The organism is Nostoc mirabile CHAB5784, assembly GCF_020829645.1.
Classification (GTDB): Bacteria; Cyanobacteriota; Cyanobacteriia; order Cyanobacteriales; family Nostocaceae; genus Nostoc; species Nostoc mirabile.
Map to the genome: position 1 here is coordinate 56,543 of NZ_JAIVFS010000030.1, position 14,076 is coordinate 70,618.

At 40.5% G+C, this 14,076-nt stretch carries 6 protein-coding genes; all 6 read right to left on the minus strand.

The window, feature by feature from the left end:
* Window positions 1–7: 7 nt before the first annotated feature.
* Genes LC653_RS19950 through LC653_RS19975 form a run of 6 tightly spaced genes read right to left on the minus strand, consistent with a single transcriptional unit; the run spans window position 8 to window position 14,014 of the window.
* Complete coding sequence (locus LC653_RS19950) at window positions 8–1,078, minus strand: HAD-IIIC family phosphatase (protein ID WP_229496447.1); 1,071 nt, start codon at window positions 1,076–1,078, stop codon at window positions 8–10.
* Window positions 1,079–1,082: 4 nt separating this feature from the next.
* A complete protein-coding gene (locus tag LC653_RS19955; protein WP_229496449.1) occupies window positions 1,083–2,264 on the minus strand; it encodes an acyl-CoA dehydrogenase family protein in 1,182 nt (393 codons plus the stop codon).
* A 41-nt stretch (window positions 2,265–2,305) separates the two neighbouring features.
* Window positions 2,306–2,557 (minus strand): acyl carrier protein, encoded by a 252-nt coding sequence (locus LC653_RS19960; RefSeq protein WP_229496451.1) that lies wholly within the window; start codon window positions 2,555–2,557, stop codon window positions 2,306–2,308.
* A 47-nt stretch (window positions 2,558–2,604) separates the two neighbouring features.
* Window positions 2,605–3,468: a 3-hydroxyacyl-CoA dehydrogenase family protein gene (locus tag LC653_RS19965; RefSeq protein ID WP_229496452.1), complete on the minus strand. Its 864-nt coding sequence runs from the start codon at window positions 3,466–3,468 to the stop codon at window positions 2,605–2,607.
* Window positions 3,469–3,488: 20 nt separating this feature from the next.
* Window positions 3,489–9,380 carry a type I polyketide synthase gene (locus LC653_RS19970; RefSeq protein ID WP_229496453.1) on the minus strand — a complete coding sequence of 1,964 codons (5,892 nt, stop codon included), beginning with the start codon at window positions 9,378–9,380 and terminating at the stop codon, window positions 3,489–3,491.
* Complete coding sequence (locus LC653_RS19975) at window positions 9,377–14,014, minus strand: type I polyketide synthase (RefSeq protein WP_229496487.1); 4,638 nt, start codon at window positions 14,012–14,014, stop codon at window positions 9,377–9,379. The genes LC653_RS19970 and LC653_RS19975 overlap by 4 nt, the downstream gene beginning before the upstream one ends.
* Between the last annotated feature and the right edge of the window lie 62 nt (window positions 14,015–14,076).

Genomic DNA, 14,076 nt, shown 5'->3' on the forward strand with positions numbered 1-14,076 from the left:
AGCACTTCTAATTGAGAATATTGACCTTTACATATTCAGGAAAGGGTTGAAGGCGTGTGAGTTCATTTTCTAAAATTTGCAAATCTCCGTTCTTGGCAATTTCCTGGAAACCTGCAAACTTGTAAGAGACATACATCATTCTATTGCGATCGTTAGAAAGGAACTCAGAACGCAAACGAACATTGTTATTTTTAGCCAATGTCATAATATAGTTCAGCATAATTGTGCCGACGCCTCTGGACATAACACGACAAGACATCAGCAAAAGTTTTATAGTCCATACCAACTCTTGGCATTCCACAAGAACTAACCCAATTTTGCCGTAACTACCGTACTTATCATCCAAACTTGCGATTAGTAGTTTATGCTTGTCTGATTGCCGAAAATGATTGAGTTCATCATAGGAGTATGTATAGCCAGTTGTATTAAGTTGGTTGGTTCTGACTGTTAATTCTTCGGCTCTTTGCAAATCCTCTTCTTGGGCAGAAGAGATAGTAAAAGTCATATTGAGTGTAGCTAAAAATTCTTCTTGAGTGCCGACAAACTTTTTTTCAGAATTATTTCTAACTAGATCACTAATATACATTAATCGTCTTATTTTTGAATCTTTCGTAATAAAACGAGGATTCATTTCTGGCATATCTAGCAAATCTGCTAGTTGAGCCACATTAATACAAAGAACTTCAGGCAGTGAAAAATTGACTTCTTCTAATTCAAATAATTGGTCATCTATAAAAGCAAATGTATCAATACCCAGGTTGAGGGACTGAGCAATTTCCTGAATAGAACTAGATTTGGAGTTCCAGTTTATTTGGGGATAAAGAAAATATTCGTGCAATTCAAACTCTTGGAGTTGTGCCATTGCTTTGGCGGCATCATTTTTACTAGCGATAGATTGTAAAATGCCACGACTATCCAATATTTTGATAATCTCGACTACCTCGTTTCGCAAAGAAACGCGATCATCTTCCAACAACACACCATCCCAAAGTGTATTATCCAAATCCCAAACCACACATTTAATAGCTTTTTGACCAGCTTGTTTGTTATTTAAAACTTCAGATTTTATACTAATCATGTTTTCACATCCTTGCCAATAATTTTTGAGGCACAGTAAGAGTAGATTGTGACATATACTCCTGATAACCGTAATCAGCAATAGTTATCTGTTGTATTTGCGTGCTTCCTTCAATTATTTCCATGATTTTGGCATCTCGCAAATATCTAGCAACAGAATATTCACTTGTGCAACCATTGGCACCGTGGATTTGTACAGCATCATTGGCGACTTTGGTTGCGGTTGTAGAGGCAAAATATTTAGCAATTGAAGTCTCGATTATCGAAGTTGGATCGCCAATTTCTTTAAGATAGCCAGCTTGATAACACAATAATCTTGCTGCTTTTACATTAGCTATCATTTCAGTGATCATTTGTCGAATCAATTGGTGTTCTTTAAGATAAACACCAAACTGCTTGCGTTCACTTGTATATTGAATACAAGCTTCTAGACAAGCTTGAGCAATACCCACAGAACCCCATGCCACACTGTATCTTCCGTAATCCAGTGCAGAAGAAGCGACATAAGAGAAACCAAAACCTAACTTGCCCACTAAATTTTCTTGGGGAATTCGACAATCCTGAAAATGTAATTCTGCTAACATGGAAGCTCTAACACCCAACATCCCAGAAATGGGTTTTATTGAAAGTCCTGGGCTGTTTTTTTCCACTAAAAAAGCAGAGGGTTTACCCGAACATTGGGCAAATACTAAAAAAACATCTGCAATTTGTCCGTAGGTAATCCACTTTTTCTGCCCATTTAAGATATAAGAATCACCAGAAAGTGTCGCTGTAGTTTCTATACTTTTGGCATCACTACCCACGTTAGGTTCACTTAAGGCGAAAGCAGCTATTACTTCACCAGATGCTAACTTAGGAAGCCAATACTCTTTTTGAGACTTATTACCCCATTTACACAAAGCATAAGCAACCATGCTATGAACGGTGAGCAAACTTCGTAGTGAAGAACATCCCCGCCCAATTTCTTCATTCAGAAGACCATAGGTAATGATATCTATACTTTTACCACCAAAATCTTTGGGTAATAGGGCACCCAAATATCCTTGATGAGCGAACTTTTCAATGAGTTTGGGAGGAGTATACTCTTCTTGGTCGTAGTGATTCGCGTAAGGAACAATCTCTTCGTTGACGAAAGCTCTAAATTCAGCTTGAGCGTCTTTTTGTTGAGCAGTCAACTCGATTCTCATTTTTTGACTTCCATATAAAAAGTTTCACAGTTATCAACAACTTATGTTTGCGGAACTAAATTTGTCTTGGTTTCTATCAAACGAGTCATAGCATTTATTGTTTTGAAGTTTGCAAAATCTAAGTCTTCATTTTCAATAGTAATTTTAAATTCTTGTTCAATGAATAAGACAAGTTGCATGGCAAACATAGAATTGACAAAACCAAGAGTAAAGATGTCTTCATCTAGCTGCAAGTCATGATTACGAAAAAAACGTGATAAAAACTCTTTGATTTTTACTTGGATTTCTTGCATTTTTTATTTCCCTTATTTTAATAACAATTGCGTCTCAATCTTTGATTTCAAATTGCTCCATTGTAAGTATAAAAACCTTGCCCACTTTTGCGACCATACAACCCGGCGTCTACCATCTTTTTTAGCAATTGACAGGGTCTGTATTTGCTATCATTGAAACTTTCATACAAAACTTCGATGGAGAAAAGAATCGTATCTAATCCAATTAAGTCAGCAGTTTCTAGTGGGCCCATCTTGTGACCAAAACAAGTTTTGAAAATTCTATCCACTTCTTCCACTGAAGCAACTTGGTCTTGTAGCAAGAAAATGGATTCATTTATCGTCAACATCAGAACTCGGTTGGAAACAAAACCAGGTGAATCATTGACAAGGATGCTTTCTTTACCCATCTGTGACAACAATTCGTTTGCTGTCGAGATTGTTTCATCGGATGTGTGATACCCACGAATCATTTCCACCATCGGCTTCATGGGTACTGGGTTCATGAAGTGCATTCCAATAACTTTGTCAGCACGTTTAGTGACTGAAGCAATACGAGTAATAGAAATAGCAGAGGTATTGGCTGCAAATACAGTCATTTCGGGACAAATAGCATCAAGCTGCGCGTATATCCCCTTTTTAATATCCCACTTTTCCGTAGCATTTTCAATCACAAATTCTGCTTCTTCAAGAAATTTATAATTTGTAGAAAATTTAATTTTATGCAGAATGTTATCTGAATTTTCTACTTTTTCATTTTTATTGAAAAATCCTTGAAAACGAATGTTTTTTTTGATTTGTGCGTTGGCACGTTCCAAAATTTCTTCAGAAATATCTACTAAAATTACTTGATGACCAGTTTGCGCTAGATTTTGGGCTAACCCAATTCCCATCACACCTGCTCCGACTACACCTACAACTTTAATTTTCATGATTTATATCCTGAACTGACCTAATTTGACAATTGCACATCAAAAGTTTTATCTCTTTCCCAATCGGCAGATAATTGTTCTATTTCTTCTATGAGAATTTCTTCAATGACCAAAGCTAAATCAGCTACAGTGGGTGCTTCAAACAGAGAACGAACAGGTAGTTCTACCTGGAAAATTTTGCGAACCTGGGAAATAAGTACAGTTCCTGTGAGAGAGTCACCACCTAATGCAAAGAAGTTGTCATAAATACCGATTGGCTCAATACCTAGTAACTCTTGAAAAATATCAGCCAGTTTGCGCTCTACATCGTTACTAGGAGCAACATAAGCATTTTTTAAATTTGGTCTTGAGTGACGAGAAGATAAACTGACTTGTTGAGCAGTACTTTTATCTTGTAAAGATTCTAGCTTAATCCATTGGTCAATTCTAGATTGTAAATTACCAGTTGAGACAACTATTTGATGATATTGACTCCACAAAAGAATACGTTCAAGGGCATTGATACCTTCTTGCGGTTGGATGCCGAATTCTGCCAAGCTTGTACTAGCAAATATTGGTTGATTGTCTGTTCTAAATTGCCATGCGTCCCAGTTAATGCTCATCCAAGGAACAGAATTTTTCTGATTATGCTGGTAAGCAAAAATGTCCATAAAAAGACTTGTTGCTGAGTAGCTAACAGAGCCTAATCCTCCTAAAACAGAGGTTAATGAAGACATCAATAGACAAAAGTCAAGTTTTTGGGACTGCAAAATCTCTTCTAATACTAAGAGTCCTTGTCTCTTTTGTTGAAGTTGTTGTTTGCACTCCGTTGGGTCTATCTCTGCAATAGGAGTGAATAAATTCTCTACAGGTATCTTAGCTGTGTGAAATACCCCGTTGAGTTGACCAAACTGTTCTTGGGTTTGAGCGATCGCACTTTGCATTTGTGCTAAATTTACTACATCAGCGCTCTTGATTAAGACTTTTGCGCCTAGATTTTCCAGTTCTTGTACTTTGAGAATCTTGCGGCTGATGTTATCTTGCTCATCGTGAGTTGTCAGCCACTCTAACCAATCCTGTCGGTTGGGAAAATCCTCAACCTCTAAAAGCAGCAGTTTTGCCTGTACTGTCTTTGCTAGATGTTCAGCTACTACAAGTCCTATTTCTTCTAGTCCACCAGTAATTAAGTAGACTCCTTTTTCTCTTAACCTGGGTGTATCGGGTACGTTTGCATCTAATTGGACAGACTCAAAGGTTTGCACCCAACGTTCCAAACCACGGTAAGCAATAACTGAGTCAGAGGAATTGGCTTTGAGTTCCGTCAGCAGTTGATTGACAAATTTCTCTTCTTGCCAATTTCCTGGTGAGGGAATAGTAACATCAATGCTACGACATTTAATATTTGAATATTCTTGTGGGATGACTTTAACAAGTCCAAGTAGTGTTGCTTTTTCTGGGCAGAGATTTTCAACTCCAGTTACAGCTTGCATATTGTTGGAGATAACTGCAAGCTGTAACTCATTAGTAAAATTTTGTTTTCCTAGCGCCTGTGCCAAAAACAGCAAATTATAAAATCCTTGTTCTTGGGCTATGTTAAAGTCTACAAGCTCTGACTGTGTGACACTCCACAGATGAATAATTCTGTTTGGTATGAAGTCTTGGGTGTGAAGTTCTTTAAGCAGGGTTTTGTAATCATCCCGTTGTCGAGGGTCTATTATATATGTACGCCTGCCAAGCTGCTCGTCTGAAAATTCACTTCTACTGCTAAATTGCTCCCCAATTCTGACGGTAATCACCTCATGACCTTCAAGTTCGAGTCGCTTCACGATTTGAGCGCCTAACCCATACTCATCGACAAATACCAACCAGCATTCTGCTTGTTTCACCTGACCGTTTGACTGTGGTGGTAGTGAACGTTTCCAGGAAGGGATGTAGAACCAGTCAGCAATTTTAGGCTTTTTACCTAATGATACTTCTTGCGTCTTGTCTGGTTTTTGTTCATTAAGCAAGGCTGTAAATGCTGCTGGTACTTCGTGTGTTGCTGGCGTAGTAGCTTGAGCGACAATTATGTGGTCTGTAAAAGGTGTGAATTCTGAGAAAGCTGTCACCTGCACAAAACCATGAGATTTGAGTTCTGCTTGCCACTGCTCTTTGGATAAAAAGGGATTGCACATATTGCGATCGCTTTCTGCGTCTTCTATCGGATTCATGAGCAGAGCGTCAATGAACTCAAATTCTAACCTGGGTTGAGTTGTTTCCCAAAATAGAAGTAAACCTCCAGGAGCGAGTAAAGAGCGAATGCGATCAAGAGTTTCTCCAATATTTCGAGCGACGTGCAACACTTGGAAAGCTACAATTACATCAAAGCTGTGGCTTGAGTATCCTTGTTCTTGTAGCGATCGCTCAAGGTCTAACAACCGATATTCAATAAATGGATAATTGCTAAATTTCTTCTTAGCTGCATTCAGAAAAAAACCTCCCACATCAGTGAAAGTATAATTAGTGTTTTCTGATGGCAGTATAGGTAATAGTTCTGCCGTGCCAGTACCAGTTCCAGCGCCAAGTTCCAGAATTCTCAGATTAACTTCAGGTGGTAGTGCTTTTAACACCTGTTCTAAGCATACCCGCATGATTGAGTTGTAGTACTTATTTTCAGGCAATTGTTGGACTGAAAATTCTCCTGATTTTAATAAGGTAGAAACATGGAACTCTAATGGTTCTTTTTTACCAGTAAGCAGAGCTACAATATTTTCGCCATACAGTTGCAGCAAATCTATTTGTTGCGGTGTATCCGCCCATTTGGCTCTGACTTCTACCAAAAGCTCATTAACAAAGTTTGTTGATATTGGTAGAAAGTTCGTAAACAGCCCTTGCTCTTCATGTAACTGACCTTGCTCTACCAATATTTCCAGCCATCGATTGAACAATTCTTTATAGGAAGGAATAATCTGACATTGGTCAAATAATTCCTCTAAACAATACTTTTTATTGTGATTGCTAAAAGCTTCTAAATGTGCTAACGCAAGATTAATATAAGCAAGACATAAACTATCTAAACACTCCCTTTTCTGTTGAGAAGTTTGCTCGTCAAATTCCGAAGCCCCTGCACTAGCCTGGAGTTGACCAGCTTCTACCAAAGATTTCCAAAGCTCTGATGCTGTTAACTTGGGCTGGAAATTACTTTGTGCAGGTAATAATTTTTGTGGTTCAATCCAATATCTTTGTCGCTCAAAGGGATATGTTGGCAAGGGAAGGCGATGTCGGCGCTCATGGCTATGAAATCCCGACCAATCTATCTTGATTCCCTCAAGCCATAATTGTCCTAATGTATTGAGGATAAAAGCAACATCAGATTGTCGCTCATAAGCATAGCGCAGCGAGGATAATATTATCTTGTTATCATCAGAAACATTATCTAAACATTGGATTGCTAAACTGCTTAAGGTCTGTCCCGGGCCCACTTCTAAGAAAATGGGACTACGTTCTGCCCACAACTGATTTACTCCATCGGCAAAGCGCACGGGTTGGCACATATGCTGTGTCCAGTAACTTGGATTTGTGGCTTGCTCTGATGTGATCCAAGTTCCGGTTACGTTTGACAGATAAGGAATTTGTGGTGGTTTGAGACTGATAGTTTGCACTAGTTCGGTGAAAGAGTCAGCGATCGCCCCCATCATGAAAGAATGAAAGGCGTGGGAAGTCTGCAATTGCCGACAGGCTAACCCCTTAGCGCTCAACTCACCTGCCAATTCCTCTACAGCCTGTGTGGTTCCCGCAAGCACGCACTGGAATGAGCCATTGACTGCTGATAATGAAAGTTTTTCACTCAACAAAGGTTGCACTTCTTGCTCTGTTAAGGGAACTGCTAGCATTGCTCCCTCTGGCAACTCTTGAATCATTTGCGCTCTTTTGGCAACAAGAGTAATCGCATCTTCTAGAGACAATACTCCTGCTAGAGTTGCTGCGGTATATTCACCGATGCTGTAACCAATCATTGCTACTGGACGAATGCCCCAGGATATCCATAATTGAGCTAAAGCATACTCAATGGCAAACAGCGCTGGCTGAGTGAGATAGGTTTGATTTAATTGTTGGGCGGCGGGATCTGGTGATTGGGGATCGCGACCAAGCATTTGGCGTAAATCGATACCCGATTTTTCTTTTGTTGCTTCTTGCTTAACGGAGGAAGTAGGATAAATAACTTCTTTGAGATTAAGACCCAATAGAGGTTCAAATAAAGAGCAACAGCGATCCAGGTGTTCGCGGAAAGTTGGTTCAAATTGGTATAATTCAGAACCCATATTTACATAATGAGTTCCCAAACCAGTAAACATAAAGGCTACTGGGCGCTCATTCATGTCCTGAGTGCTAGTGAGGACTCGTTTGGGATTTTGGAGGGCTGCGATCGCATCTTGAGTATCTTGACAAACAACTGTCCGCCGATGGCTCAAACCATGCCGACCGACTTGCAATGTATAAGCTACATCCGCAAGGTTAAGTTCTGGGTGCTGTTGCAGGTGATTAACCAAATTTGTAGTCGCCGTCTCTAAAGCAGAGTCAGTTTTGGCAGAAACTACCAGCAATTGATAGTTTCTCCCCTGCTCCCCTGCCCCTCTGCTCCCCTGCTCCACTTCAGGTGCTTCTTCTAAAACAACATGAGCATTAGTACCCCCAAGACCAAAAGAACTTACCCCAGCGCGGCGTGGTGTTCCGTTTGTTTGCCATGTAGACAGTTGGGTATTAACGTAAAAAGGACTGTTGGCAAAGTCTATCTCAGGATTAGGTTCTTCAAAATACAAGCTGGGTGGTATTAGTTGATGCTTTAAAGCCAAAGCTGTTTTAATTAAGCCCGTCACGCCAGCAGCTGTATTCAAATGGCTGACATTGGGTTTAACCGAACCGATCGCACAAAAACCCTTCTTACTGGTCCCGGCACGAAACACCTTTTCTAGCGCTCGAATTTCGATTGGGTCGCCCAAGGCTGTACCAGTGCCATGAGTTTCAATGTAGGTAATGGTATCAGGCTCAAAGGAGGCGATCGCTTGAGCTTGGGCAATCACTTCTGCTTGACCTACGGCACTTGGTGCTGTGTAGCTGACTTTCACTGCACCATCGTTATTAATAGCTGAACCTTTAATTACCCCATAAATATAGTCGCCATCCGCTACAGCATCCTCTAGTCTCTTCAAGACTACAATACCCACGCCTCTGCCAAAAGGGCCGCCAGTAGCTCTAGCATCAAAGCTGCGAGTGTGACCATCAGCAGAAGCGATTCCTCCAGTTTGATAGAAATAACCTTCTATTTGGGGAGTTTGGATAGCGATACCACCAGCCAGCGCCATATCGCACTGATAACTTAGCAGTCCTCGGCACGCCAGATGAACAGCTACTAGGGAAGTAGAACAAGTTGTACCAACGCTGAGGCTTGGCCCCTTGAGATTCAACTTATAGGAAATTCGTGTAGATAAAGTATCCTTATCGTTGCCAAGACCAATTTGCATTCTTAGCGATTTCAGGAGTTCAGGATGTGAAGCAAGATTGTTGAGCAAATAAGTACTTAGATTAGCACCAGCATATACACCTGTTAGGTTGTTGTCTGCTTTGGGGTCATAACCAGCATTTTCTAAAGCTTCCCATGCACACTCTAAAAAAATTCGCTGTTGAGGATCAATAATTTCGGCTTCTCTAGGAGAGTAGCCAAAGAATGAAGCGTCAAACATCTCGATGTCTTTTAGCACAAACCCTGCTTTCACATAATTAGGGTCTTGCAAAGAAGCTGCATCTACGCCTTGCGCCATTAAATCTTCATCACTGAAGAGGGAAATAGACTCCACACCATCACACAAATTCTGCCAAAACTGAGCTACGTTTTTGGCTCCAGGAAACCGACCTGCCGTACCAATGATAGCTATGCCTTTCAACCCATTATTCATAATACTTTCCTTCTTTGCTTCATCAGCTGCATTTCTTCAGCGATCGCCGCTTCTTGCCTCTTGGCACGCTCTTGTGCTTGCTCAAAGACTGGTTGTTCATTTTGTGTTTGGCTAAGATATCCTGCCAAAGCACTGATGGTGGGATATTCAAATAATTCCGATGTGGAAACGTTACAATTAAAAGCTGCTTGCAATCTGCTCCGTACCTGCACCATTAGGAGTGAATCACCCCCCAACTCAAAGAAGTTGTCGTAAATACCTACTTGTTCTGTCCCAATGAGTTCTTGCCAAATGACAGCAATTCTTTGCTCGATTTCATTTTTAGGAGCAACATAAGGATTTTGTAAATTAGGTCTGGGATGGAGTAATAATGAATTGGCTTTTTGGCTAACTTTTTTTGTCTTAAACGATTCAAAATTAATCCATTGATTAATTCTAGTTTGTAGTTCTCCAGTGGATACAACAATCTGATTACTTTGACTCCAATTCAAAATTCTTTGAAAAGTTTCTGTACCCTCATTCAGTTTGATTGCCAAATCTGCTAAACCAGTAGCAAAATATGATTCACTTTGTTTGTTTTCTTTTACAGTTTGCCAAGCATCCCAGTTTACACTTGTCCACGCTATTGCATTATTTTGGTTGTGTCGATGAACAAAAGCATCCATAAAAATATTAACAGCAGAGTAAGTAATAAATCCTAATCCTCCTAAAACTGAGGATAAAGAAGACAACAATATACAAAAATCAACATCTTGATTTTTTAAGACTTTTTCTAAAACAAACAGTCCGTACACTTTGGGCTGAAATTGCTGCTTACAATCAATCTGACCTGTTTGCTCAATAAATGAAAACGACTTTTCTTCAGTAATTCCAGCAGCGTGGATGACACCATTTAGTTTCCCAAAAAGCGATTCACATTGTGCGATCGCTTCTTCCATTTGCTCGATGCTGGCTACATTAGCACTGACTACCAATACTTCAGCACCTAGCGCTTCAAGTTCTTGTATTTTCTGAATCTTTCTACTAATGTTATTTTGCTCATCATGAGTATTGAGCCATTGTTGCCACTCGTGTTTCGGAGGAATTGTTGAACGTCCTATCAAGAGCAGTTTAGCTTGTACTGTCTTCGCTAGATGCTCCGCTAAAACAAGTCCAATTCCTCCAAGTCCACCAGTTATTAGATAGACTCCTTTTTCTTTTAATCTTGATGTCTCTATTTTAGTTTCATTTAATTTAATAGGCTCAAAAGTTTGCACCCAACGATTACTACCACGGTAAGCAATCACTGAGTCAAAGGTAGGGGTTGTAAGTTCCTTCAATAGATAATTTGTCAGTTTCTCCTCTTGCAAACTTCCTTCCAAGGGAAGAACAATATCAATACTCCGACAGCGAATATTTGAATATTCTTGTGGAATGACCTTGACTGGGCCGAGTAAAGTTGCCTTTTCTGGATAGAGGATATCTTCTCCAGTCACTGGCTGCATATTATTAGAAACAACCGTGATTTGAAATTCATTTAAAACATTTAATTTACTTAATGCTTGTGCTATAAACAGCAGACTGTAAAATCCTTTTTCTTGAACAAGTTCAAGCTGTTCTAATTCTGACGCTATGTGATTTGGTGATGTAATGTTCCATAAATGAATAATCTTTGTTGGAAGTTTTTCTCGTGCAGACAATTCTCGAAACAAAGTATTATAGTCACTACATTGTTGAGGATTGAGAATGTATTTATTATCGTTCAGCTTGCTGAACTTAGACCCAATCTCCACACTAATTACGTCTTGATTGTGTATTTGCAGTTGTTGAACCAACTGAGAACTTAAGTTCAACTCATTAGTCAACACTAAAATACAAGATTTTTGAACTGCTAATTCTTTCTGTTCCAGTGATGCTGGAGGTATGGATTGCTTCCATAAAGGTAAATAGAACCAGTCAGCAATATCTGGCTTTTTACCAAGTGACACAGGTTTAGCGCCATTCTGCTGTCGCTGTTTATAGTTTTCAATCCAGTAACGCTGGCGCTCGAAGGGGTATGTTGGTAAGGGAAGACGATGACGGCGCTCATGAGCATAAAATCCCGACCAATCCACATTTACTCCAGATAGCCAGAGCTTGCCTAATGTGTTCATTAAGAACGCTACATCTGAGTGTTTTTCCTGGGGATGTCGTAATGAAGATAATGCTATCTGTTCTGAATGCTTTTTGGCGAAGGTAGATAAAGTATGTCCAGGCCCAACTTCCAGTAAAATGCGATTTGGCTCTTGCAGTAATGCAGATATTCCTTCCGAAAATCGAACACAGGAGCGTAAATGTCTCGCCCAATAATTTGGATCTGTGGCTTGCTCTGCCGTAATCCAAGTGCCCGTAACATTAGAAATAAAGGGAATTTTCGGGGGATGTAGTCTAACTTTACTGACTTCCTTCTCAAATTGCTCCAAGATGATTTCCATCATCGGAGAATGAAAAGCGTGGGAGGTATGCAAACGCCGACACTCTATCCCTTGGAGCTTGTTTTGCAACGCATTTATAGCATTATCAGTTCCCGATACCACACACAAGGCTGGTGCATTACTAGCAGCTAAAGATAATTCTTCATTCAGTAAATCTCTAACTTCCACTTCTGGCAGGGGTATGGAGAGCATAGCACCAGGTGGAAGTTGTTGCATCAGTCGCCCACGAGCAGCTACCAGCCTTAAAGCATCCTCAACAGACATTACACCAGCTAAACAGGCGGCGACATATTCCCCAATGCTATGCCCAATCATCGCCTGGGGAGAAATCCCCCACGACATCCACAATTGAGCCAAAGCGTATTCTATGACAAACAATGCAGGTTGAGTGATGTCAGTTTGTTGCAGTTTTTCGGCTGCGGCTTTTGACTCCAACTCGTTGGGATAAATCAGCAAACGCAAATCCAATCCTAAATGTGGTTGCAGCAATTGACAGCACAAATCGACCTGTTCTTGAAAAATCGGCTCAATCTGGTAAAGTTCTTTACCCATGTCCACATACTGAGCGCCCTGTCCAGAGAACATGAAGACGATGGGGCGATCGCCATTTTCCACTAAGCGAGTCAAAACTCTTTGTGGATCTCTTAAGGCGCTGGCTGCATCTTCGATATCTGGGCACACCAGCAGGCGACGATAATTAAATTCAGCCCGCCCTACTTGCAGGGTATAGGCAACATCCGCTAAGTTCACATCGGGATGTAACTGGAGGTGATTAGCCAGATTTTCTGTTGCAGTTTCTAAAGCTGAGTCAGTTTTGGCAGAAAGTACTAACAATTGCCAGGGACGAGAAGAACTAGACGGTTCCAGCACTGGTGCTTCTTCTAAAATCACATGAGCATTAGTCCCACCAATACCCAAAGAACTCACACCAGCACGCCGAGGGGTACTTCCCGTTTTCCATTCTGTAAGGGTTGTATTCACATAAAAAGGGCTGTTCGCAAAATCAATTTGGGGATTGGGTTGCTCAAAATTTAAGCTGGGTGGTATCTGCTGATGTTCCAAGACTAAAACCGTTTTGATTAGTCCGGCAATCCCAGCTGCTGCATCTAGATGACCGATGTTTGTTTTAACTGAACCGATCGCACAAAAGCCTTTTTTCGTGGTAGTGCTACGAAAGACCTGAGAAAGTGCAGCAATTTCAATGGGATCGCCTAAAGCTGTACCAGTACCATGAGCTTCAATATAGTTTATTGTCTCAGGTTCAACTCCCGCCAACATCATCGCTTCGGCAATCACCTCTGCTTGACCATTGACGCTAGGCGCTGTGTAGCCAACTTTACCAGAACCATCATTATTAATAGCTGAACCTCTAATTACAGCATGGATGCAGTCACCATCTGCTAGAGCATCGCTCAATCGCTTCAGGACAACAATTCCTACACCATTACCGATAGTTGTTCCCTCTGCTTTAGCATCAAACGCACGACAGTGACCATCAGGAGATAGTGTTCCTCCTGGTTCGTACAAATAACCCGTTTTTTGGGGTACGTGGATAGAAACCCCACCAGCCAAAGCCATATCGCATTGATAATTCAACAAACTTTGACAAGCGAGTGTGGTTGCAACTAATGAGGTTGAGCAAGCTGTTTGGACTGTAATACTTGGGCCAGTAAGATTTAATTTATAAGAAACACGAGTTGTGAGGAAGTCTTTATCGTTACCAATTACTGTTTGATAGCATTGGGCTGAACCCAGGCGATCGCGGTTCAAATCTAATGAATAATAGTTATTGAGGCTAGCACCAGCGTAAACTCCAATTCGACTGTCACATCTATTAGAATCATAGCCAGCATTTTCCAATGCTTCCCAAGCACACTCTAAAAAAATCCGGTGTTGTGGGTCAGTGATTTCTGCTTCTTTTGGATTAAAACTAAAAAATGAAGCGTCAAATAAATCGATATTTTCTAATATGGCACTGGCTTTTACATAATTGCGATCGCTTAATATAACAGGGTCTATTCCCTCTAAGATTGCCTCTTCATTTGTGAAGATAGAGATTGATTCTACACCGGATTGTAAATTATACCAAAATTCCTCTATATTTTTGACACCGGGAAAACGCCCTGCTATGCCAATGATGGCAATGGCTTCCATTGATTTATATGTTTCTGAGCTACCCATGATTTGTTTTTTCTCTTGCTTGATCAATTGTGTGTGCATGGATGTCAGGTCAAAAGCATCTT